This is a genomic window from Kosakonia oryzendophytica, from assembly GCF_900094925.1.
Lineage (GTDB): Bacteria > Pseudomonadota > Gammaproteobacteria > Enterobacterales > Enterobacteriaceae > Kosakonia > Kosakonia oryzendophytica.
In genome coordinates, this window is the sequence record NZ_FMAY01000002.1 from 444,353 (window position 1) to 467,043 (window position 22,691).

Consider the following 22,691-nt stretch of genomic DNA (forward strand, 5'->3'; position numbering starts at 1 on the left):
TAAATCAGCACTTCCTCTTTACAAATGGTTGATTATGTCAAATTACACTCGCCCACTGAACAGACAGGACTATAAAACTCTGACCCTTGCCGCACTTGGTGGCGCGCTGGAGTTTTACGACTTCATTATCTTCGTCTTCTTCGCCGCGGTTGTTGGCGAGCTCTTCTTTCCTGCTGATATACCGGAATGGCTGCGCCAGGTACAAACCTTCGGTATTTTTGCCGCAGGTTACCTGGCGCGTCCGCTCGGCGGTATTGTGATGGCGCACTTTGGCGATTTAGTCGGGCGTAAAAAGATGTTTACCCTGAGTATCCTGCTGATGGCGCTGCCGACGCTGGCGATTGGTTTACTGCCAACCTATGCCTCTATGGGGATCCTCGCGCCATTATTACTGCTGCTGATGCGCGTTTTGCAGGGCGCGGCTATTGGCGGTGAAGTGCCGGGGGCGTGGGTGTTCGTTGCTGAACACGTTCCGGCGCGGCGCATTGGCATTGCCTGTGGGACGCTGACTGCTGGGTTGACGGTGGGGATCCTGCTGGGTTCGGTCGTGGCGACGCTGGTGAATACCAGCATGACGCAGCAAGGGATCCACGATGGCGGATGGCGTATTCCGTTCCTGCTCGGCGGGGCGTTTGGTCTGGTAGCGATGTACCTGCGCCGCTGGTTGCAGGAAACACCGATTTTCCTCGAGATGCAACAACGCAAAGCGTTAGCGCAGGAGCTCCCGGTGAAATCTGTTGTGCTGAAGCATAAGAAAGCGGTGGTGGTCAGCATGCTACTGACCTGGCTGCTATCCGCCGGGATTGTGGTTGTGATCCTGATGTCGCCGGTGTGGCTGCAAAAACAGTACGGGCTTGCTCCGGCACTGACTTTACAAGCGAACAGCGTCGCTACCGTTATGCTGTGTTTCGGTTGCCTTGCCGCCGGACTGCTGGTGGATCGTGTTGGCGCCAGCCGCACCTTTATTGTCGGGAGCATTCTGCTCGCCTGCTCCAGCTGGTTTTTCTACCATCTGGTTGGCCCCCATCCTGAATACCTGTTTTTGCTTTATGGGTTGGTCGGGCTGTGTGTCGGCGTGGTGGGCGCGGTGCCTTTTGTGATGGTACGTGCATTCCCTGCGGAGGTCCGTTTCACGGGCATTTCCTTCTCTTACAATGTTTCCTACGCCATTTTTGGCGGGCTGACGCCGATTGCGGTAACCATGTTGATGGGCGTCTCGCCAATGGCTCCTGCCTGGTATGTGTTGGCGCTATCGCTAATGGGGCTGGCACTGGGGATCTGGTTGCGCCAGGATCTCTACCATGAAGATCGTATTGCAGGGCCTACAGTACAGCAGTCATAAAAAAACGGAGCCGCAGGGCTCCGTTCTTATTCATACGATTGCATGACAAATCAGTGTTTTTCACCAATCGGCAATACGGTACGGTCAAACTGTTCGTTGAGCACTTCGCCCATTGCCAGATAAATGGCGCTGGCGCCACATACCAGACCGATCCAGCCAGCGACGTGGACGATGCTTTCGTTATCAGCCAGGTGACCCACAGCCAGCAGAGCAAACAGTACGGTCAGGCTCAGGAACACGAACTGCAGCATGCGCGCGCCTTTCAGGGTGCCAAAGAACATAAACAGCGTGAACACACCCCAAATGCCCAGATAAACGCCCAGGAAGTGGCCGTTCGCCGCATCCGCCAGCCCCATTTTCGGCAGCAGCAGGATAGCAACCAGCGTCAGCCAGAAAGAGCCGTAAGAGGTGAATGCGGTTAAACCAAAGGTGTTGCCTTTTTTGAATTCAAGAAGGCCAGCGAAAATTTGTGCAATACCACCATAGAAAATGCCCATAGCCAGGATAATGCCATCCAGCGGGAACATGCCAATATTGTGCAGGTTAAGCAGAATAGTGGTCATGCCGAAGCCCATTAAGCCCAGCGGAGCCGGATTAGCCAACTTAGTGTTGCCCATAATTCCTCAAAATAAATCAATTTGAATGGTGAAATGAAAAGTCCCCGCATCACTATTGAGGAAGCGAGGCGCGGCATCATAATTAGCGCCAATAAGCCTGTCTATGATCTGAACAGGTGGAAATTAAAAAATTTTTTATCCCTCCCCCTTGATGCGTGACGTTACGACCCCATCTTGTAGTCAACCGCAGTATGTGGGCCTGAAAAAAAACGATACTGGGCAGTTGAAACCGCACGTTTCGCCCTTATTACAGGTTCACAACCACATGTTGACCGAATTTTTAGTGGAGACGTTTAGATGGGTAAAATTATTGGTATCGACCTGGGTACTACCAACTCTTGTGTAGCGATTATGGATGGCACTCAGGCACGTGTGCTGGAGAACGCAGAGGGCGACCGCACCACACCTTCTATCATTGCCTACACACAGGATGGCGAAACTCTGGTGGGTCAGCCGGCTAAACGTCAGGCAGTGACGAACCCGCAAAACACCCTGTTTGCGATCAAACGCCTGATTGGCCGTCGCTTCCAGGACGAAGAAGTTCAGCGTGATGAATCCATCATGCCGTACAAAATCATTGCTGCCGACAACGGCGACGCATGGCTTGACGTAAAAGGCACCAAAATGGCGCCGCCGCAGATTTCTGCGGAAGTCCTGAAAAAAATGAAGAAAACCGCGGAAGATTACCTGGGTGAGCCGGTAACTGAAGCTGTTATCACCGTTCCGGCTTACTTTAACGATGCGCAGCGTCAGGCGACCAAAGACGCCGGCCGTATCGCAGGTCTGGAAGTCAAACGTATCATTAACGAACCGACCGCGGCGGCACTGGCTTACGGTCTGGATAAAGAAACCGGTAACCGTACCATTGCGGTATACGACCTGGGTGGCGGTACGTTCGATATCTCTATCATCGAAATCGATGATGTTGACGGTGAAAAAACCTTCGAAGTTCTGGCAACCAACGGTGATACCCACCTGGGTGGTGAAGACTTCGACAGCCGTCTGATTAACTACCTGGTGGAAGAGTTTAAGAAAGATCAGGGTATCGATCTGCGTAACGATCCGCTGGCGATGCAGCGTCTGAAAGAAGCTGCAGAAAAAGCGAAAATCGAGCTCTCTTCTGCACAGCAGACCGATGTGAACCTGCCGTATATCACTGCAGATGCAACCGGTCCGAAACACATGAACATCAAAGTGACTCGTGCGAAACTGGAAAGCCTGGTGGAAGACCTGGTAAACCGTTCCATCGAGCCGCTGAAAGTTGCACTGCAGGATGCTGGTCTGTCTGTTTCCGACATTCACGACGTGATCCTGGTCGGTGGTCAGACGCGTATGCCGATGGTGCAGAAAAAAGTTGCCGAATTCTTCGGTAAAGAGCCGCGTAAAGACGTGAACCCGGACGAAGCTGTTGCTATCGGTGCTGCGGTTCAGGGCGGTGTTTTGACGGGTGAAGTGAAAGACGTTCTGCTGCTGGACGTTACCCCGCTGTCGCTGGGTATCGAAACCATGGGCGGCGTAATGACTGCGCTGATCAACAAAAACACCACCATCCCGACCAAGCACAGCCAGGTGTTCTCTACTGCGGAAGACAACCAGTCTGCGGTAACCATCCATGTGCTGCAGGGTGAGCGTAAACGTGCGTCTGATAACAAATCGCTGGGTCAGTTCAACCTCGATGGCATCAACCCTGCTCCGCGCGGTATGCCGCAGATTGAAGTCACCTTCGATATCGATGCCGATGGTATTCTGCATGTCTCTGCAAAAGACAAGAACACCAACCGCGAACAGAAAATCACCATCAAAGCCTCTTCTGGTCTGAATGAAGAAGAGATCGCGAAAATGGTGCGTGAGGCAGAAGCGAACGCTGAGTCCGATCGTAAGTTCGAGGAACTGGTGCAAACCCGTAACCAGGGTGACCATCTGCTGCACAGCACGCGTAAGCAGGTTGAAGAAGCGGGCGACAAACTGCCGGCAGAAGACAAGACTGCTATCGAGTCTGCACTGAGCGCGCTGGAAACGGCACTGAAAGGTGAAGACAAAGCTGATATCGAAGCGAAAATGCAGGCGCTGGCGCAGGTTTCCCAGAAATTACTGGAAATCGCACAGCAGCAGCACGCACAGCAGCAAGCAGGTGCTGATGCTTCCGCGAACAACGCGAAAGATGACGATGTTGTTGACGCCGAGTTCGAAGAAGTAAAAGACAAAAAATAATCGCCCTTATGCAGGGTAGATAACCAGCACGGGCGTCGGAGTTCTCTCCACGCCCGTGCTCGTATGTTAAGGGGCAGATAAACCGATGGCGAAGCAAGATTATTACGAGATTTTAGGCGTTCCGAAAACAGCGGAAGAGCGTGAAATCAAAAAGGCGTACAAACGCCTGGCCATGAAATATCACCCGGACCGCAATCAGGGCGATAAAGAGGCCGAAGCCAAATTTAAAGAGATCAAAGAAGCCTACGAAATCCTGACCGATGCCCAAAAACGTGCGGCTTACGATCAGTATGGCCATGCGGCATTTGAGCAGGGCGGTGGCGGCGGTGGATTCGGCGGCGGCGGTTTTGGCGGCGGCGCGGATTTCAGCGATATTTTCGGCGATGTGTTCGGCGATATCTTCGGCGGTGGCCGTGGTCGCCAGCGCGCGGCACGGGGTGCTGACCTGCGCTATAACATGGACTTAACGCTGGAAGAAGCGGTCCGTGGCGTCACAAAAGAGATCCGCATTCCGACTCTGGAAGAGTGCGATGTTTGTCATGGTAGCGGCGCGAAAGCAGGCACACAGCCGCAGACCTGTCCGACCTGTCATGGTTCCGGCCAGGTGCAGATGCGTCAGGGCTTCTTTGCTGTGCAGCAAACCTGTCCGCATTGCCAGGGGCGCGGTACGCTGATCAAAGATCCATGCAACAAGTGCCATGGTCATGGTCGTGTAGAAAAATCCAAAACCCTGTCCGTTAAAATCCCGGCAGGTGTCGATACCGGCGATCGTATTCGTTTGAGCGGTGAAGGCGAAGCGGGTGAACACGGTGCGCCAGCAGGCGATTTGTACGTTCAGGTACAGGTGAAACAGCACCCGATTTTCGAACGTGAAGGTAACAACCTGTACTGCGAAGTGCCGATCAATTTTGCTATGGCGGCGCTGGGCGGTGAGATTGAAGTACCGACGCTGGACGGTCGCGTGAAGCTGAAAGTGCCAAGCGAAACCCAAACGGGCAAACTGTTCCGTATGCGTGCCAAAGGTGTGAAATCTGTACGCGGCGGCGCACAGGGCGATTTACTGTGTCGGGTCGTCGTAGAAACGCCAGTCGGTCTGAATGAGAAACAGAAACAACTGTTGAAAGATCTGCAAGATAGCTTTGGTGGTCCGACGGGTGAACATAACAGCCCGCGTTCTAAAAGCTTCTTCGACGGTGTGAAAAAATTCTTTGATGATTTGACGCGTTAAGCGAGATCACCAGATATTTATCAGACCCGGCTTTTGCCGGGTTTTTTTTACGCTTTCTCATTACTCGGAAAAAAGGAATCTATAAGCAATAATAATCTGTTTTTAGCGAAGAGTTGACGAGCGTAAGATAGCTGCCACGACGTTACAGGGATCGGGAGAATAAGATGAAGTTATTACAACGTTTTTTTAACAGTGACGCCTCCGGCGGCATTGTCCTTATCATTGCGGCTGCGCTGGCGATGTTATGCGCCAACCTCGGCGTTACGCAGGATTTATACAACTCTTTTCTACAAATGCCTGTCGAGCTGAAAGTCGGATCGCTGGAAATCAAAAAAGACATGTTGCTGTGGATCAACGACGCGTTGATGGCAGTCTTTTTCCTGATGGTCGGACTGGAAGTGAAATATGAGCTGGTTGAAGGCACGCTTGCCAGCCGTCAGCAGGCGGTTTTCCCCGTCATCGCTGCACTCGGCGGCATGGTTGCACCGGCGCTGATCTTTTTGTTGTTTAATTTTCACAATCCGCTGGCGAGCCACGGCTGGGCAATTCCTACAGCCACAGACATTGCATTTGCCCTCGGTGTGCTTGCCCTGTTGGGGAACCGGGTTCCGCCCGTGCTGAAAGTGTTTCTGATGGCGCTGGCCATCATCGATGATCTCGGAGCGATTATCATCATTGCGCTGTTCTATACCAGCGATCTCTCCACCATGGCGCTGGGTGTGGCTGCTGCTGCTATCGTCGTGTTGGCCATTATGAATGCCCTGAATGTCCGTCGTATTGGCCTCTACATGCTGGTCGGTGTTGTACTTTGGACGGCAGTATTGAAATCCGGCGTGCATGCAACTCTCGCAGGTGTTGTCGTTGGCTTTTTTGTTCCGCTGCGTGAAGAGAAAGGTGTTTCACCCTTACATCAACTGGTGGATGCCATTAATCCGTGGGTGGCATGGCTCATTCTGCCGTTGTTTGCTTTCGCCAATGCGGGCGTTTCCATGGACGGCATGTCGATCTCCGGGCTGGCTGATGTGCTGCCCCTGGGAATTATTGCGGGTCTGGTTATCGGTAAGCCACTCGGTATCTCTATTTTCTGCTGGCTGGCGCTACGTGCAAAACTGGCGAAACTGCCGCAAGGCGCGGTATTCAGTCAAATTATGGCTGTGGGCGTGCTGTGCGGTATTGGTTTTACCATGTCTATCTTTATCTCTTCACTGGCCTTCGGCGATGCACATGCGGAGATGATTGCCTGGAGTAAACTGGGCATTCTCACCGGTTCTGTCATCTCGGCAATACTCGGTTATTGCCTGTTACGTACGCGCATTGCCCGCCCTTAATGCCTGGCGTCGGCAGGGAGTGAATCATCGATGTCTTATATTAATTACAATCATTTGTATTATTTCTGGCATGTTTATCGTGAAGGCTCCGTCGTTGGCGCGGCGGAGGCACTCTGGCTGACGCCGCAAACTATCACCGGGCAGATCAAAGCGCTGGAAGAGCGGTTGCAAGGCAAACTCTTTAAACGTAAGGGGCGTGGGCTGGAGCCGACAGAACTGGGTGAATTGGTGTTTCGCTATGCGGATAAAATGTTCACCCTGAGTCAGGAAATGCTGGATACCATTAATTACCGTAAAGAGTCCAATTTGCTCTTTGATGTGGGGGTCGCCGATGCGCTCTCTAAACGGCTGGTGAGTGGGGTGCTGGACGCTGCCGTACAGGACGGGGAACAAATTCATCTGCGCTGTTTTGAGTCTACCCACGAGCTGCTGCTTGAGCAATTAAGCCAGCATAAACTGGATATGATCATCTCTGATTGCCCAATCGATTCCACGCAACAAGAGGGACTCTTTTCCGTGAAGATTGGTGAATGCAGCGTCAGTTTTTGGTGTTGTAATCCGCCGCCGCAAAAACCATTCCCGTTTTGCCTGGAAGAACGTCGTTTATTGATACCTGGCCGACGCTCCATGCTCGGACGCAAATTGTTGAACTGGTTTAACGTCCAGGGATTACAGGTGGAAATCCTCGGGGAGTTTGACGATGCCGCGTTAATGAAGGCGTTCGGTGCAGCGCATAACGCAATTTTTGTCGCACCATCGCTGTATATTCACGACTTTTATGCGGACGAGCGCATGGTAGAGATAGGGCGGGTGGATAATGTGATGGAGGAGTATCACGCCATTTTCGCGGAACGGATGATCCAGCATCCGGCGGTGCAGCGCATTTGTAATCGAGATTACTCAGGGCTCTTCTCACCGTTACGGAAATAAAAAACCCGCCAGGAGGCGGGTTTTTCACAAAGCCAACAAGCGGGCGATTAAGCCAGTTTGCTGATCTGCGCGGCCAGGTTAGCCTTATGACGCGCTGCTTTGTTTTTGTGGATCAGACCTTTAGCGGCCTGACGATCCACGATCGGTTGCATTTCGTTAAATGCATTCTGCGCAGCGGCTTTGTCGCCAGCTTCAATTGCAGCGTACACTTTCTTGATGAAAGTACGCATCATTGAGCGACGGCTAGCGTTGTGCTTGCGAGCCTTTTCAGACTGAACGGCGCGCTTCTTAGCTGATTTGATATTAGCCAAGGTCCAACTCCCAAATATGATCTATATGGACAATTCAAAGGCCGGGGAATATGCCCTTTTAGCCTTCTTTTGTCAATGGATTTGTGCAAATAAGCGCCGTTAATGCACGACGCTACGTTACGTAGTGATGGCGCAGGATTCTAACAGCTTGCGTGTCGCGAATACAGCTTTTCCACCAGAAAAATCGCTATCAAGGCCAGATTTTCATACCTACAGGACACAGCCTGATGAAATCCTTCTCCTTTCTGCTTTGTTAAGGCAATCGTCGGTTAACGTCGCACGCTGTACAAGGTATAATCCGACGATTTTCACTGTTTTGAGCCAGACATGAAGCTGATACGCGGCATACATAATCTCAGCCAGGCACCGCACGGGTGTGTGCTGACTATTGGTAATTTCGATGGCGTCCACCGTGGCCATCAGGCGTTATTACAAGGGCTTGGCGAAGAAGGCCGTGCTCGTGGGCTACCCGTGGTGGTGATGATTTTTGAACCACAACCGCTGGAACTGTTTGCTGGCGAAAAAGCGCCTGCACGCCTGACGCGTTTGCGGGAAAAGCTGCGTTGGCTGGCGGAATGCGGCGTGGATTACGTGCTGTGCGTGCGTTTCGATCGCCGTTTTGCAGCGCTGACCGCACAAACGTTTGTCAGCGATCTGCTTGTCGATCGTCTTGGCGTGAAATTTCTCGCCGTCGGTGATGATTTCCGCTTTGGCGCTGGTCGCCAGGGGGATTTCTTGTTATTACAGAAAGCGGGCGAGAAGTATGGCTTTGACGTTATCAGCACACAAACCTTTTGTGAAGGCGGTACTCGCGTAAGCAGCACGGCGGTGCGGCAGGCGTTGGCTGACGATAACCTCGAACAAGCTGAAACGTTACTGGGCCATCCTTTCAGCATCTCCGGGCGCGTGGTGCACGGCGATGAGTTGGGGCGGACGATAGGTTTCCCGACGGCGAATTTACCGCTGCGTCGTCAGGTCTCCCCGGTTAAAGGGGTGTATGCGGTAGAAGTGGCTGGACTGGGCGATACTGTCCTTCCCGGCGTTGCCAATATCGGCACTCGCCCGACAGTCTCTGGTGTACGTCAGCAACTGGAAGTGCATTTGCTGGATGTTGTAATGGACCTCTACGGGCGCCATATAGATGTAGTACTGCGTAAAAAATTACGCAATGAGCAGCGATTTGCCTCCCTCGATGAACTGAAAGCGCAAATCGCCCGAGATGAGGTAGCGGCCCGCGAGTTTTTTGGGCTATCTAAACCGGCTTCTTAAGGCCTGGTGGTATTAATCAAACCGAAATACGGAACCGAGAATCTGATGAGTGACTATAAATCTACCCTGAATTTGCCGGAAACAGGGTTCCCGATGCGTGGCGATCTCGCCAAACGCGAGCCGGGGATGCTGGCGCGTTGGACTGATGATGACCTGTACGGCATCATCCGTGCAGCGAAAAAAGGCAAAAAAACCTTCATTCTGCATGATGGCCCTCCTTATGCGAATGGCAGCATTCATATTGGTCACTCGGTTAACAAGATTCTGAAAGACATTATTGTGAAGTCCAAAGGACTCGCAGGATATGACTCGCCTTACGTTCCGGGCTGGGACTGCCATGGCTTGCCGATCGAGCTGAAAGTGGAGCAGGAGTTCGGGAAACCGGGCGAGAAGTTCACCGCCGCCGAGTTCCGCGCCAAATGTCGCGAATACGCAGCCACGCAGGTTGACGGTCAGCGCGCTGATTTTATCCGCCTTGGCGTGCTGGGCGACTGGTCGCACCCGTATCTGACGATGGACTTCAAAACCGAAGCTAACATCATTCGTGCGCTGGGGAAAATCATTGGCAATGGCCACCTGCATAAAGGCGCGAAACCGGTGCACTGGTGCGTTGACTGCCGCTCTGCGCTGGCGGAAGCGGAAGTGGAATATTACGACAAAACCTCTCCGTCCATTGATGTTGCATTCCACGCGGTTGATCAGGCTGCGGTAAAAGCCAAATTCGGCGTATCGTCGGTTAATGGCCCGATTTCGCTTGTTATCTGGACCACCACCCCGTGGACACTACCAGCCAACCGCGCGATCTCCCTCTCACCAGAATTCGACTATGCGTTGGTGCAGGTTGATGGTCAGGCGCTGATCCTGGCGAAAGATCTGGTTGAAAGCGTAGCAAAACGCATCGGCGCTGCAGACTACGCTGTTTTGGGCACCGTGAAAGGTTCTGAACTGGAACTGATGCGCTTTAAACATCCGTTCCTCGACTTTGATGTGCCAGCGATCCTGGGCGATCACGTTACGCTGGATGCCGGTACCGGTGCGGTGCATACCGCCGGCGGTCATGGCCCGGACGACTACACCATCAGCCTGAAATACGGTCTGGAAATTGCTAATCCGGTCGGCCCGGACGGCGCGTATCTGGCCGGGACCTATCCTGCGCTGGATGGCATCAACGTCTTCAAAGCCAACGACATCATCGTCAATATGCTGCGTGACAGCGGCGCACTGTTGCATGTCGAAAAACTGCAGCACAGCTATCCGTGCTGCTGGCGTCACAAGTCGCCGATCATCTTCCGTGCGACGCCGCAGTGGTTTGTCAGCATGGATCAAAAAGGCCTGCGCGCGCAGTCTCTCAAAGAGATCAAAGGTGTACAGTGGATCCCGGACTGGGGCCAGGCGCGTATCGAATCCATGGTTGCTAACCGCCCTGACTGGTGTATTTCGCGTCAGCGTACCTGGGGCGTGCCGATGTCGCTGTTTGTTCACAAAGACACGGAAGAGCTGCATCCGCGTACTGAAGAGCTGATTGAAGCCGTTGCTAAACGCGTTGAAGCGGAGGGGATCCAGGCATGGTGGGATCTCGATCCTCGTGACATCCTGGGTGACGATGCTGACAATTATGTGAAAGTGCCGGACACGCTGGACGTCTGGTTTGACTCCGGTTCAACCCATGCTTCCGTTGTGGATGTGCGCCCGGAATTTGCCGGTCATGCGGCGGATATGTATCTGGAAGGTTCGGATCAGCATCGTGGCTGGTTTATGTCTTCCCTGATGATTTCTACGGCAATGAAAGGCAAAGCGCCATACCGCCAGGTGCTGACACACGGTTTCACCGTTGATGGCCAGGGCCGCAAAATGTCCAAATCCATCGGCAACACCGTGTCGCCGCAGGATGTGATGAATAAGCTGGGTGCAGACATTTTACGTCTGTGGGTGGCGTCGACCGACTATACCGGCGAAATGGCAGTGTCGGACGAAATCCTCAAACGTGCCGCCGACAGCTATCGTCGTATCCGTAACACCGCGCGCTTCCTGCTGGCGAACCTGAACGGTTTCGACCCGGTAAAAGATATGGTGCAGCCGGAAGAGATGGTGGTGCTGGATCGCTGGGCGGTTGGCTGCGCGCAAGCAGCGCAGGAAGATATCCTGAAAGCATACGAGTCCTACGACTTCCATGAAGTGGTACAGCGTCTGATGCGCTTCTGCTCCATCGAGATGGGCTCGTTCTACCTCGACATCATCAAAGACCGTCAGTACACCGCAAAAGCAGACAGCGTTGCGCGTCGTAGCTGCCAGACCGCGCTGTATCATATCAGCGAGGCGCTGGTGCGCTGGATGGCACCGATCCTGTCCTTCACCGCTGATGAAATCTGGGGATACCTGCCGGGCGATCGTGAGAAGTATGTTTTCACTGGTGAGTGGTACGAAGGCCTGTTTGGTCTTGCTGAAACCGAAGCCATGAACGATGCCTTCTGGGACGAGTTGCTGAAAGTCCGCGGCGAAGTGAACAAGGTGATTGAACAGGCGCGAGCTGACAAGAAAGTCGGTGGTTCTCTGGAAGCGGCGGTAACGCTGTTTGCCGAACCTGAGCTGGCGGCGAAGCTGACAGCGCTGGGGGATGAATTGCGATTTGTCCTGTTGACCTCGGGTGCGAAAGTTGCGGATTATGCCACGGCTTCTGCGGACGCCTGGCAGAGCGATGTGCTCAAAGGGCTGAAGGTCGAATTAAGCAAGGCCGAAGGTGAGAAATGCCCGCGTTGCTGGCATTACACTACCGATGTCGGTCAGGTGGCGGAACACGCAGATATCTGCGGACGCTGTGTAAGCAACGTCGCCGGTGACGGCGAAAAACGTAAGTTTGCCTGATGAGTAAACCGATCCTTTCAACAGGGCTGCGCTGGCTATGGCTGGTCGTGGTTGTGCTGATTATCGATCTGGGCAGTAAATACCTGATCCTCCAGAACTTTGCTCTGGGGGATACGGTTTCTCTGTTCCCGTCTCTTAATCTGCATTATGCGCGTAACTATGGTGCCGCATTCAGTTTTCTGGCTGACAGTGGTGGCTGGCAGCGCTGGTTTTTCGCGGGTATCGCTATAGGCATCTGCGTGGTGTTGGCGGTGCTGATGTACCGGGCGAAAGCCTCGCAGAAACTGAATAACATCGCTTATGCGCTGATTATCGGTGGTGCGTTGGGTAACCTGTTCGACCGTTTGTGGCATGGTTTTGTCGTCGATATGATCGATTTCTATATGGGCGACTGGCATTTTGCTACGTTTAACCTTGCTGATACCGCGATCTGTATCGGTGCGGCGTTGATTGTGCTGGAAGGTTTCTTACCCTCCGCGGCAACGAAAAAACAGGCGTAATCCGTCAAAGCAGTGCAGGCCCGGTTGTGGGCCGGATAGCGTTGTGTCATCCGGCAATGAAAATGCAACCGGGCAGTATCACTGCTCAAAACATAAGAGCAACCTGCATGTCTAAATCCGTACAAAGCGATAGCGCAGTGCTGGTGCACTTTACGCTGAAACTTGAAGATGGCTCTCTTGCTGAGTCAACCCGCAATAACGGCAAACCGGCGTTGTTTCGCCTTGGTGACGGTTCACTTTCCGAAGGGCTGGAACAACATCTGCTGGGTTTGAAGGCCGGTGAGAAAAAAGCGTTCTCTCTCGAGCCGGACGCCGCATTTGGTACGCCGAGCCCGGACCTGATCCAGTATTTCTCCCGTCGCGAGTTTATGGACGCCGGTGAACCTGAAGTCGGTGCGATTATGCTTTTTACGGCAATGGACGGCAGTGAAATGCCCGGCGTGATCCGTGAAGTCAACGGCGACTCTATTACCGTTGATTTTAACCACCCGCTGGCGGGCAGAACCGTCCATTTTGATATCGATGTGCTGGAAGTCGATCCAGCGTTGGAGGCATAAATGCAGATCCTGTTGGCTAACCCGCGCGGTTTTTGCGCCGGGGTTGACCGCGCTATCAGCATTGTTGAAAACGCGCTGGCCATCTACGGTGCGCCGATTTATGTGCGCCATGAAGTGGTGCATAACCGCTACGTCGTTGATAGCCTGCGCGAGCGTGGCGCTATTTTTATTGAGCAGATCAGCGAAGTGCCGGATGGCGCGATCCTCATTTTCTCCGCCCACGGAGTTTCCCAGGCGGTGCGTAATGAAGCAAAAAGTCGCGATCTGACTGTCTTCGATGCGACCTGTCCGCTGGTCACCAAAGTCCATATGGAAGTTGCTCGTGCCAGTCGACGCGGCGAAGAGGCGATTCTGATTGGTCATGCTGGTCATCCGGAAGTGGAAGGAACTATGGGCCAGTACAGCAACCCGGAAGGGGGCATGTATCTGGTGGAATCGCCGGAAGATGTCGGAACGCTGAATATCAAAGACGCGGGCAAGCTGTCATTTATGACGCAGACCACACTTTCAGTCGATGACACGTCTGCTGTGATTGATGCGCTGCGTGAGCGTTTCCCGCAGATTGTTGGCCCGCGTAAAGACGATATCTGCTATGCCACCACCAACCGTCAGGAAGCCGTGCGTGCGCTGGCTGAGCAGGCCGAAGTGGTGCTGGTCGTCGGCTCGAAAAACTCCTCCAACTCCAACCGCCTTGCTGAGCTGGCGCAGCGTATGGGGAAACGGGCATATCTGATTGATGACGCGTCTGATATTCAGGAAGTCTGGGTGCAAAACATTGCCTGCGTTGGCGTGACGGCAGGCGCATCCGCACCGGATATTCTGGTGCAGCAAGTGATTGCGCGTTTACAGGCGCTGGGTGGCGGCGAGGCCATTCCGCTGGAAGGGCGTGAAGAGAATATTGTTTTCGAAGTGCCAAAAGAGCTGCGCGTGGATGTTCGCGAAGTCGAATAACGTTTTTACCCGTGCCTTATGCGAAGATGCCAGACTCAGTCTGGCATTTTTTTTAATAATCTTGTGGAGGTGTTATGCGCCAGCCGATCATTCTCGACACCGACCCCGGCATTGATGATGCTGTTGCCCTTGCTGCGGCCTTGTTTGCGCCGCAGTGCGATCTCAGGTTAATCACCACCGTTGCCGGCAACGTTTCGCTGGAAAAAACCACCCGTAACGCGTTGCAACTACTGAATTTCTGGCAGGCCGACATTCCGCTGGCGCAGGGGGCGGCAACACCTTTGCTGCGACCTCTTTACTGTGCAGCCGATGTCCACGGCGAGTCCGGAATGGAGGGGTACGACTTTGTTGAGCACCCGCGCCAGCCGCTGGCGAAACCGGCATTTCAGGCGATCCGCGACGTGCTACTGGCATCGCCGGAGCCGATAACGCTGGTCACCATCGGCCCGCTCACCAACATTGCGCTATTGTTGTCGCACTATCCGGAGTGCCAGTTCAACATCCGCCGACTGGTGATGATGGGCGGTTCCGCCGGGCGTGGCAATTTTACTCCGAACGCTGAGTTTAATATTGCTGTCGATCCGGAAGCCGCCGCCCGCGTGTTTAACAGCGGTCTGGAGATTGTGATGTGTGGGCTGGACGTCACCAACCGGGCGACATTAACCCCCGAGTTTCTGGCGACGCTGCCCACGCTAAACCGCACGGGCCACATGTTGCACGCACTGTTTAGCCACTACCGCAGCGGCAGCATGACAACGGGATTGCGGATGCACGATCTCTGTGCGATTGCCTGTCTGGTTCGCCCTGAGTTGTTTACGCTGAAATCCTGTTTTGTGGCGGTAGAAACCCAGGGACGTTATACCGCCGGGACCACCGTGGTGGATCTTGACGGCAAGCTTAATCAACCGCCAAACGCACGGGTAGCGCTGGACATCGACATAAACGGTTTTCGCCACTGGGTGGCGGAAGTGCTGGCACTGGCACCCTAAGAGGCCATTTTTTCAGTCAGGTAATCGATCATTGCCCGCATGCGGGCGGGCATATGTTTGTTACGCGCCCACAGTAGCCACAGTTCTCCGGTATAGCTGCTGATGAATTCCCATTCCGGCAGGAGTTGCACAATCTCGCCGCTGTTGAGTGATTCGCGGGCGGTAAACAGTGGCAGGCTGCCAATACCAAGATGTTGCTTAACAGCATCCAGTCGCACGCCAGTGTGATTCGCGGCATAACGTCCCCGTGTCTGAATGGTTTCCACGTTGTCGCCGCGACAGAATTTCCAGCGTGAATCCGCTGGCGTCTCGCCAAGGCTTATACAGCTGTGGTCGCGCAATGCCTGCGGGTGAGTTGGCGTACCATGCTGGCGCAAGTATTCCGGTGTCGCGCAGATAACGTGCGTCACTGGCATCAGTGTTCTGCCATAGAGTCCGGGGGAGGGAGAATGGGTTATGCGCAGCGCCAAATCAACGCCATCGTCGATCAAATCCATATAGCGGTCTTCAAGCCGCAAACAGATATCCACTTGCGGGTAGCGCTGAAGAAACTCAGGTATCAGCGGGTGAATAACAAAACGACCAATGGCTTTGGGAACGCTGACGGTCAACTTACCCTGCGCGATGCTCTGCATACTGCTACCAGAATCCATGGCCTGGCGTGCGGCATCCAGCATCTCCACTGCATGGTCATATACCATTTTTCCAGTGGCGCTGAGCGCCAGTTTGCGGGTGGTACGGTGCAACAACTTATTGCCTAACTCACGTTCCAGTCGCGTAACGCTACGGCTGATTGCCGAGGGTGTCGCGCCAGACAAGCGAGCGGCCGCGGAAAAACTGCCCTGATCAACGATGCAGACAAACGTCGCAAGATCCGGAAGCAGGCTCAGATTCAGATTCATTTGTGCGTCTCAGGCAAAAGTGCATTGAATGGCGATGTAATTATCGCTGCCAGTGAATTGAATATACTCTGCCTCTTGAGAGGAGGACACCCCATGACTGAACGCCTTTATTACACCAGCGATGTGCTGGAATGTACTGCACAGGTGCGACGCTGCGATCAACAAAGCGAAGGGCACTATGCAATTGTGCTCGATAAAACAATTTTTCATCCGCAGGGCGGGGGACAGCCCGCCGATAAGGGATGGATCGCCGGGATGCCGGTTGAGACTGTTTTGCAACAAGGTGATGACGTTGTGCATATTCTGGCCCAGCCGTTGGCGGCAAATGCGGTCAGGTTAGAAGTCGATGCCCTGTGTCGGGCACTGCATGCGCGTCTGCATTCCGCCGGGCACCTGATTGGTTATGCCGGAGAGCAGTATGGCTGGCGGCCCGTAAAAGCGCACCACTGGCCGGGGGAAGGGCGCATCACCTTTGCTGCCGGGGAGAATTCCCGCGAACCGGAGATTCAGTGGCTGGATGAGTTCATTGAAGGCTGGCGGTCTGCGGCATTGCCCCGTCATATTGCCTTTGAAGATGGGCGTCGCAAAGTGCGCTTTGACGATCTCCCTGCCTATGATTGCGGCGGTACGCATGTCGCTTCGCTGGCTGAACTGGGTTCGGTGGTGATCGGTAGCGTTAAAATGAAAAAAGGTCAGCTTATCGTCAGTTACACGGTGCAATAAGCCATAACGTCTGAGTCTGCTTCGTCGTATCATGCCTTTTACTGATATTTCTGGCTGTATATCATTAAATTCTAATTATCGGCGTTTTCGGCTGGTGGCCCCGTCGCGGGCTGGTTAATCTGGAAACGATTCTCACGCATTTTTTTAACAAAAGAGTACAACTATGCATGATGCACCAATCCGCGTAGCCATCGCGGGCGCTGGCGGGCGTATGGGCCGTCAGCTGATTCAGGCGGCACTGGGAATGGAAGGCGTGGAGCTTGGCGCCGCGCTGGAGCGCGAGGGATCTTCCCTGTTAGGCAGCGACGCGGGCGAACTGGCCGGTGTGGCTAAAACAGGCGTAGCCATACAGAGTAGCCTTGAGGCGGTAAAAGATGATTTTGATGTGTTTATCGACTTCACTCGTCCGGAAGGAACGCTGAACCATCTCGCTTTCTGCCGTCAGCATGGCAAAGGCATGGTCATCGGTACCACCGGGTTTGATGATGCAGGTAAGCAGGCAATCGCTGATGCTGCGCAGGAAATAGGGATTGTTTTTGCCGCGAACTTCAGCGTAGGCGTAAACGTCATGCTGAAGCTACTGGAGAAAGCAGCAAAAGTGATGGGCAACTATACCGATATCGAAATCGTTGAAGCCCATCATCGTTACAAAGTCGATGCCCCGTCAGGTACCGCGCTGGCAATGGGCGAAGCGATTGCGCAGGCACTGAATAAAGATTTAAAAGAGTGCGCCGTGTACTCCCGCGAAGGTCACACCGGCGAACGTGTTCCAGGCACAATTGGTTTTGCGACCGTGCGTGCAGGCGATATCGTCGGCGAACATACGGCAATGTTCGCCGATCTTGGCGAACGTGTCGAGATTACGCATAAAGCTTCAAGCCGCATGACGTTCGCTAATGGCGCAGTGCGCTCCGCTTTGTGGCTGAAAGGAAAAAATAAGGGCCTTTTTGATATGCGAGACGTGCTTGATCTCAATAATTTGTAAGTTTATTACCCATCGTGATGTGGTTGTTGCAGTCATAGTGACTTGATTGCAAAGGGCAATATTTTATTGCCCTTTTATTTTTTCCATTTCAAGGTGATTTTGCTGAGAGTCATCTAAAATTATCAATCTTCCCCGTATTTTTTGTTTCATAATTGTAAATTTTGACCATCTGGTCTACTTTTTACGTTATGGCACAACCCGTAAGCAATTTTCTTGCGGCGCAAGCGTTTTCCTGGACGGTTTATGTGATCTTTTTGTCTGTTAAAGCCAGTAAACAAAGGCAGTGGCGTAAAAGAATAAGAAAAATATGCGAGATAAGTTGACTTTTAACCGACATCTCTCCAGAATGCCGCCGTTTGCCAAAAATCCACGGCCAGCAAATTTGCATTGATTCATCATCTGCATTTGAATTAATATGCAAATAAAGTGAGTGAATATTCTCTGGAGGATGTTTTGATTAAGTCAGCGCTATTGGTTCTGGAAGACGGAACCCAGTTTCACGGTCGGGCCATAGGGGCAACGGGCACGGCGGTTGGGGAAGTCGTTTTCAATACTTCAATGACCGGTTATCAAGAAATCCTCACTGATCCTTCCTATTCCCGCCAAATCGTCACTCTTACTTATCCCCATATCGGTAATGTCGGCACCAATTCCGCTGACGAAGAATCCTCTCAGGTACATGCGCAAGGCCTTGTCATCCGTGACCTGCCGCTGATTGCCAGCAACTTCCGCAATACCGAAGATCTCTCTTCTTACCTGAAGCGCCATAACATTGTGGCCATTGCTGATATTGATACCCGTAAGCTGACCCGTTTGCTGCGCGAAAAAGGTGCGCAAAACGGCTGCATTATCGCAGGCGACAATGTTGATGCCGCTGTGGCGCTGGAGAAAGCGAAAGCCTTCCCGGGCCTGAACGGTATGGATCTGGCGAAAGAAGTGACCACCGCAGAAACCTACAGCTGGACACAAGGAAGCTGGACACTGGCGGGCGACCTGCCGCAGGCAAAAAAAGAGAGTGAATTGCCGTTCCATGTAGTGGCTTATGACTACGGTGCGAAACGCAACATCCTGCGCATGCTGGTGGACAGAGGCTGCCGCCTGACGGTGGTTCCGGCGAAAACGCCTGCCGCAGATGTCCTGAAACTCAATCCGGATGGGATTTTCCTGTCTAACGGTCCTGGTGACCCGGCGCCGTGTGGCTACGCTATCGACGCGATTAAAACGTTCCTTGAGACGGAGATTCCGGTGTTCGGCATCTGTCTCGGCCATCAGTTGCTGGCGCTGGCGAGCGGTGCGAAAACTGTGAAAATGAAATTTGGTCACCACGGCGGTAACCACCCGGTAAAAGATATCGATAACAACACGGTGATGATTACCGCGCAGAACCACGGTTTTGCCGTCGACGAAGCCTCTATGCCTGCTAACCTGCGCGTAACGCATAAATCGCTGTTCGATGGCACGCTGCAGGGGATTCATCGCACCGACAAACCGGCATTCAGTTTCCAGGGGCATCCGGAAGCAAGCCCGGGGCCGCACGATGCCGCGCCGCTGTTCGACCATTTTATCGAGTTAATTGAGCAATACCGCAACACCGCCAAATAATCAGGAGAACAAGAGCCATGCCAAAACGTACAGATATAAAAAGCATCCTGATCCTTGGCGCAGGTCCGATTGTTATCGGCCAGGCGTGTGAGTTTGACTACTCTGGCGCGCAGGCCTGTAAAGCCCTGCGTGAAGAGGGCTACCGCGTGATCCTGGTGAACTCCAACCCGGCGACCATTATGACGGACCCGGAGATGGCGGATGCCACCTATATTGAGCCTATCCACTGGGAAGTGGTGCGCAAAATCATCGAAAAAGAGCGTCCGGACGCTGTACTGCCGACCATGGGCGGCCAGACTGCGCTGAACTGCGCGTTGGAGCTGGAGCGCCAGGGCGTACTGGAAGAGTTTGGCGTGACCATGATTGGCGCGACTGCCGATGCAATTGATAAAGCAGAAGATCGCCGTCGCTTTGATATTGCGATGAAGAAAATCGGTCTCGATACTGCCCGTTCCGGCATTGCGCACACAATGGATGAAGCGCTGGCGGTGGCGGCAGATGTCGGCTATCCGTGCATTATCCGTCCTTCCTTTACCATGGGCGGCACCGGCGGCGGCATCGCTTATAACCGCGAAGAGTTTGAAGAAATTTGCGCCCGCGGCCTGGATCTGTCCCCAACCAATGAGCTGCTGATTGACGAGTCGCTGATTGGCTGGAAAGAGTACGAGATGGAAGTGGTGCGTGATAAGAACGACAACTGCATCATCGTCTGCTCGATTGAAAACTTCGATGCCATGGGGATCCACACCGGTGACTCCATCACCGTTGCGCCAGCGCAAACGCTCACCGATAAAGAGTACCAAATCATGCGTAACGCTTCGATGGCGGTACTGCGTGAAATCGGCGTAGAAACAGGCGGTTCCAACGTACAGTTCGCGGTAAACCCGAAAAACGGCCGTCTGATTGTGATTGAGATGAACCCGCGCGTGTCCCGCTCCTCAGCGCTGGCGTCAAAAGCGACCGGCTTCCCGATTGCCAAAGTCGCGGCGAAACTGGCAGTGGGCTACACGCTGGACGAGCTGATGAACGACATCACTGGCGGTCGTACCCCGGCATCGTTCGAACCTTCTATCGACTACGTCGTGACCAAGATCCCGCGCTTCAACTTCGAGAAGTTTGTTGGCGCCAATGACCGTCTGACCACGCAGATGAAGTCTGTGGGCGAAGTGATGGCGATTGGTCGTACACAGCAAGAATCGATGCAGAAAGCGTTGCGTGGTCTGGAAGTGGGCGCAACCGGCTTTGACCCGAAAGTTAGCCTTGACGACCCGGAAGCGCTGACCAAAATCCGCCGCGAGCTGAAAGATGCCGGCGCAGAGCGCATTTGGTACATCGCGGATGCATTCCGCGCAGGCCTCTCCGTGGATGGTGTGTTTAACCTGACCAATATCGACCGCTGGTTCCTGGTGCAAATTGAAGAGCTGGTGCGTCTGGAAGAGCAGGTTGCGGAAGTGGGCATCAACGGTCTGGATGCGGACTTCCTGCGCCAGTTGAAACGTAAAGGCTTTGCTGATGCGCGACTGGCGAAACTGGCTGGCGTACGCGAGGTGGAAATCCGCAAGCTGCGCGATCAGTATGACTTACACCCGGTTTATAAACGCGTGGATACCTGTGCTGCCGAATTCGCCACCGATACCGCGTATATGTACTCCACCTATGAAGAAGAGTGCGAAGCCAACCCGAACCAGGATCGCGACAAGATCATGGTGCTGGGCGGTGGTCCAAACCGTATCGGTCAGGGTATTGAGTTCGACTATTGCTGCGTACACGCCTCGCTGGCGCTGCGTGAAGATGGTTACGAGACCATTATGGTCAACTGTAACCCGGAAACCGTGTCGACCGACTATGACACTTCCGATCGCCTCTATTTTGAACCGGTTACCTTCGAAGACGTGCTGGAAATCGTGCGCATCGAGAAACCGAAAGGCGTGATTGTGCAGTACGGCGGTCAGACGCCGCTGAAACTGGCGCGTGCGCTGGAAGCCGCTGGCGTGCCGGTAATTGGCACCAGCCCGGATGCCATTGACCGTGCGGAAGACCGCGAGCGTTTCCAGCATGCGGTTGAACGTCTGAAACTGAAACAGCCCGCTAACGCCACGGTAACGGCGCTGGAGCAGGCGGTTGAGAAAGCAAAAGAGATTACTTACCCGCTGGTCGTGCGTCCTTCTTATGTGCTGGGTGGTCGCGCGATGGAAATCGTCTATGACGAAGTGGATCTGCGTCGCTACTTTATGACGGCTGTCAGCGTCTCCAACGATGCGCCGGTACTGCTGGATAAATTCCTCGACGACGCGGTGGAAGTGGATGTCGATGCGGTGTGCGATGGCGAAAATGTGCTGATTGGCGGCATCATGGAGCACATCGAGCAGGCTGGCGTACACTCCGGCGACTCCGCCTGTTCCCTGCCAGCTTATACCCTGAGTCAGGAAATTCAGGATGTGATGCGCCAGCAGGTGCAGAAACTCGCATTCGAATTGCAGGTGCGCGGTCTGATGAACGTGCAGTTTGCCGTGAAAGATAACGAAGTCTACCTGATTGAAGTGAACCCGCGTGCCGCGCGTACCGTACCGTTTGTCTCCAAGGCGACGGGCCTGCCGCTGGCAAAAGTTGCTGCGCGCGTGATGACCGGTAAAACGCTGGTGCAGCAGGGCCACACCAAAGAGATCATCCCGCCGTACTACTCAGTGAAAGAAGTGGTGCTACCGTTCAATAAATTCCCGGGCGTCGATCCGCTGTTAGGGCCAGAAATGCGCTCGACCGGTGAAGTGATGGGCGTGGGGCGTACCTTCGCGGAAGCGTTTGCCAAAGCGCAGCTCGGCAGCAACTCCACGATGAAGAAACACGGTCGTGCGCTGCTCTCTGTGCGTGAAGGTGACAAGGAGCGTGTGGTGGATCTGGCGGCGAAACTGCTGAAACAGGGCTTCGAGCTGGATGCGACTCACGGGACGGCGATTGTACTGGGCGAAGCGGGCATTAATCCACGTCTGGTGAACAAGGTGCATGAAGGGCGTCCGCACATTCAGGATCGTATCAAGAATGGCGAATACACTTACATCATTAACACCACTGCGGGTCGCCAGGCGATTGAAGACTCCAAACTGATTCGCCGCAGTGCACTGCAGTACAAAGTACACTATGACACCACACTGAACGGTGGCTTCGCGACGACCATGGCACTGAACGCGGATGCAACGGAGAAAGTGATTTCGGTGCAGGAAATGCACGCACTGATCGGTAAGTAATCGACCTCTGGCCCGCTTCCTGGGCCGGATTTGCTTCTCCTGATTCACAGGCCTGATGGCGCTTTACTCATCAGGTCTGTGATACCTCACGCTTTCCATTCTCTTCAGAGTGTTCTGCATTTTCCCCGTTACTCAGTGAGTT

General features: G+C 53.8%; 18 protein-coding genes. 15 read left to right on the plus strand and 3 right to left on the minus strand.

Features of this window, described 5'->3' with window-relative positions; all coding sequences use genetic code 11:
• The first annotated feature begins 34 nt into the window (after nt 1-34).
• Entirely contained in the window at nt 35-1,342 is a 1,308-nt protein-coding gene (locus GA0061071_RS05300; protein ID WP_088237365.1) for an MFS transporter, read from the plus strand.
• A gap of 50 nt (nt 1,343-1,392) precedes the next feature.
• Here GA0061071_RS05300 and satP read toward each other — a convergent pair whose 3' ends face one another.
• A complete protein-coding gene (satP, locus tag GA0061071_RS05305) occupies nt 1,393-1,959 on the minus strand; it encodes an acetate uptake transporter (RefSeq protein WP_088237366.1) in 567 nt (188 codons plus the stop codon).
• 297 nt (nt 1,960-2,256) lie between these two features.
• Here satP and dnaK point away from each other — a divergent pair, with 297 nt between their 5' ends.
• The 4 genes from dnaK to nhaR all read left to right on the plus strand — a co-directional run bounded on the left by dnaK (nt 2,257) and on the right by nhaR (nt 7,656).
• The gene (dnaK, locus tag GA0061071_RS05310; RefSeq protein WP_061497816.1) at nt 2,257-4,170 is read left to right on the plus strand and encodes a molecular chaperone DnaK; all 1,914 of its coding nucleotides are present in this window, start codon (nt 2,257-2,259) and stop codon (nt 4,168-4,170) included.
• An 85-nt stretch (nt 4,171-4,255) separates the two neighbouring features.
• Nucleotides 4,256-5,398: a molecular chaperone DnaJ gene (gene dnaJ / locus GA0061071_RS05315; protein WP_061497814.1), complete on the plus strand. Its 1,143-nt coding sequence runs from the start codon at nt 4,256-4,258 to the stop codon at nt 5,396-5,398.
• Between the two features lie 164 nt (nt 5,399-5,562).
• Complete coding sequence (nhaA, locus tag GA0061071_RS05320) at nt 5,563-6,726, plus strand: Na+/H+ antiporter NhaA (protein WP_088237367.1); 1,164 nt, start codon at nt 5,563-5,565, stop codon at nt 6,724-6,726.
• Between the two features lie 30 nt (nt 6,727-6,756).
• Nucleotides 6,757-7,656, plus strand: coding sequence for a transcriptional activator NhaR (nhaR, locus tag GA0061071_RS05325; protein WP_061497810.1), 900 nt, complete (start codon nt 6,757-6,759; stop codon nt 7,654-7,656).
• Between the two features lie 47 nt (nt 7,657-7,703).
• Here the strand turns inward: nhaR and rpsT are convergent, their stop codons facing one another.
• The gene (gene rpsT / locus GA0061071_RS05330; RefSeq protein WP_061497808.1) at nt 7,704-7,967 is read right to left on the minus strand and encodes a 30S ribosomal protein S20; all 264 of its coding nucleotides are present in this window, start codon (nt 7,965-7,967) and stop codon (nt 7,704-7,706) included.
• 327 nt (nt 7,968-8,294) lie between these two features.
• Between rpsT and ribF the strand changes: the two genes are divergently transcribed.
• From ribF to rihC, 6 genes are all read left to right on the plus strand, one after another.
• Entirely contained in the window at nt 8,295-9,236 is a 942-nt protein-coding gene (gene ribF / locus GA0061071_RS05340; RefSeq protein WP_061497806.1) for a bifunctional riboflavin kinase/FAD synthetase, read from the plus strand.
• A gap of 45 nt (nt 9,237-9,281) precedes the next feature.
• Nucleotides 9,282-12,098, plus strand: a complete 2,817-nt coding sequence (gene ileS / locus GA0061071_RS05345; protein WP_061497804.1) for an isoleucine--tRNA ligase — start codon at nt 9,282-9,284, stop codon at nt 12,096-12,098.
• Complete coding sequence (gene lspA, locus GA0061071_RS05350; RefSeq protein WP_061497802.1) at nt 12,098-12,598, plus strand: signal peptidase II; 501 nt, start codon at nt 12,098-12,100, stop codon at nt 12,596-12,598. Before ileS ends, lspA begins: the two co-directional genes overlap by 1 nt.
• A gap of 107 nt (nt 12,599-12,705) precedes the next feature.
• Nucleotides 12,706-13,155, plus strand: a complete 450-nt coding sequence (gene fkpB, locus GA0061071_RS05355) for an FKBP-type peptidyl-prolyl cis-trans isomerase (protein ID WP_061497800.1) — start codon at nt 12,706-12,708, stop codon at nt 13,153-13,155.
• Nucleotides 13,156-14,106 (plus strand): 4-hydroxy-3-methylbut-2-enyl diphosphate reductase, encoded by a 951-nt coding sequence (gene ispH, locus GA0061071_RS05360; protein WP_061497798.1) that lies wholly within the window; start codon nt 13,156-13,158, stop codon nt 14,104-14,106.
• Nucleotides 14,107-14,180: 74 nt separating this feature from the next.
• Nucleotides 14,181-15,095: a ribonucleoside hydrolase RihC gene (gene rihC, locus GA0061071_RS05365; RefSeq protein WP_088237368.1), complete on the plus strand. Its 915-nt coding sequence runs from the start codon at nt 14,181-14,183 to the stop codon at nt 15,093-15,095.
• On the opposite strand, the gene GA0061071_RS05370 is transcribed toward rihC, so the two are convergent.
• Complete coding sequence (locus GA0061071_RS05370; RefSeq protein WP_088237432.1) at nt 15,092-15,991, minus strand: LysR family transcriptional regulator; 900 nt, start codon at nt 15,989-15,991, stop codon at nt 15,092-15,094. The genes rihC and GA0061071_RS05370 overlap by 4 nt on opposite strands.
• A gap of 99 nt (nt 15,992-16,090) precedes the next feature.
• Here GA0061071_RS05370 and GA0061071_RS05375 point away from each other — a divergent pair, with 99 nt between their 5' ends.
• The 4 genes from GA0061071_RS05375 (at nt 16,091) to carB (ending at nt 22,549) form a co-directional block, all read left to right on the plus strand.
• Nucleotides 16,091-16,720: an alanyl-tRNA editing protein gene (locus tag GA0061071_RS05375; protein WP_088237369.1), complete on the plus strand. Its 630-nt coding sequence runs from the start codon at nt 16,091-16,093 to the stop codon at nt 16,718-16,720.
• 163 nt (nt 16,721-16,883) lie between these two features.
• The gene (gene dapB, locus GA0061071_RS05380; RefSeq protein ID WP_061497792.1) at nt 16,884-17,705 is read left to right on the plus strand and encodes a 4-hydroxy-tetrahydrodipicolinate reductase; all 822 of its coding nucleotides are present in this window, start codon (nt 16,884-16,886) and stop codon (nt 17,703-17,705) included.
• 453 nt (nt 17,706-18,158) lie between these two features.
• Nucleotides 18,159-19,307, plus strand: coding sequence for a glutamine-hydrolyzing carbamoyl-phosphate synthase small subunit (gene carA, locus GA0061071_RS05385; protein ID WP_061497789.1), 1,149 nt, complete (start codon nt 18,159-18,161; stop codon nt 19,305-19,307).
• A gap of 17 nt (nt 19,308-19,324) precedes the next feature.
• Nucleotides 19,325-22,549 carry a carbamoyl-phosphate synthase large subunit gene (carB, locus tag GA0061071_RS05390; RefSeq protein WP_088237370.1) on the plus strand — a complete coding sequence of 1,075 codons (3,225 nt, stop codon included), beginning with the start codon at nt 19,325-19,327 and terminating at the stop codon, nt 22,547-22,549.
• Nucleotides 22,550-22,691: the final 142 nt, after the last annotated feature.

What these genes read in the sequence shown, in the direction of transcription:
- GA0061071_RS05300 (WP_088237365.1), top strand. Translation starts at nt 35, where the DNA reads ATGTCAAATTACACTCGCCCACTGAACAGACAGGACTATAAAACTCTG.
- satP (WP_088237366.1), bottom strand. Translation starts at nt 1,959, where the DNA reads ATGGGCAACACTAAGTTGGCTAATCCGGCTCCGCTGGGCTTAATGGGC.
- dnaK (WP_061497816.1), top strand. Translation starts at nt 2,257, where the DNA reads ATGGGTAAAATTATTGGTATCGACCTGGGTACTACCAACTCTTGTGTA.
- dnaJ (WP_061497814.1), top strand. Translation starts at nt 4,256, where the DNA reads ATGGCGAAGCAAGATTATTACGAGATTTTAGGCGTTCCGAAAACAGCG.
- nhaA (WP_088237367.1), top strand. Translation starts at nt 5,563, where the DNA reads ATGAAGTTATTACAACGTTTTTTTAACAGTGACGCCTCCGGCGGCATT.
- nhaR (WP_061497810.1), top strand. Translation starts at nt 6,757, where the DNA reads ATGTCTTATATTAATTACAATCATTTGTATTATTTCTGGCATGTTTAT.
- ribF (WP_061497806.1), top strand. Translation starts at nt 8,295, where the DNA reads ATGAAGCTGATACGCGGCATACATAATCTCAGCCAGGCACCGCACGGG.
- ileS (WP_061497804.1), top strand. Translation starts at nt 9,282, where the DNA reads ATGAGTGACTATAAATCTACCCTGAATTTGCCGGAAACAGGGTTCCCG.
- lspA (WP_061497802.1), top strand. Translation starts at nt 12,098, where the DNA reads ATGAGTAAACCGATCCTTTCAACAGGGCTGCGCTGGCTATGGCTGGTC.
- fkpB (WP_061497800.1), top strand. Translation starts at nt 12,706, where the DNA reads ATGTCTAAATCCGTACAAAGCGATAGCGCAGTGCTGGTGCACTTTACG.
- ispH (WP_061497798.1), top strand. Translation starts at nt 13,156, where the DNA reads ATGCAGATCCTGTTGGCTAACCCGCGCGGTTTTTGCGCCGGGGTTGAC.
- rihC (WP_088237368.1), top strand. Translation starts at nt 14,181, where the DNA reads ATGCGCCAGCCGATCATTCTCGACACCGACCCCGGCATTGATGATGCT.
- GA0061071_RS05375 (WP_088237369.1), top strand. Translation starts at nt 16,091, where the DNA reads ATGACTGAACGCCTTTATTACACCAGCGATGTGCTGGAATGTACTGCA.
- dapB (WP_061497792.1), top strand. Translation starts at nt 16,884, where the DNA reads ATGCATGATGCACCAATCCGCGTAGCCATCGCGGGCGCTGGCGGGCGT.
- carB (WP_088237370.1), top strand. Translation starts at nt 19,325, where the DNA reads ATGCCAAAACGTACAGATATAAAAAGCATCCTGATCCTTGGCGCAGGT.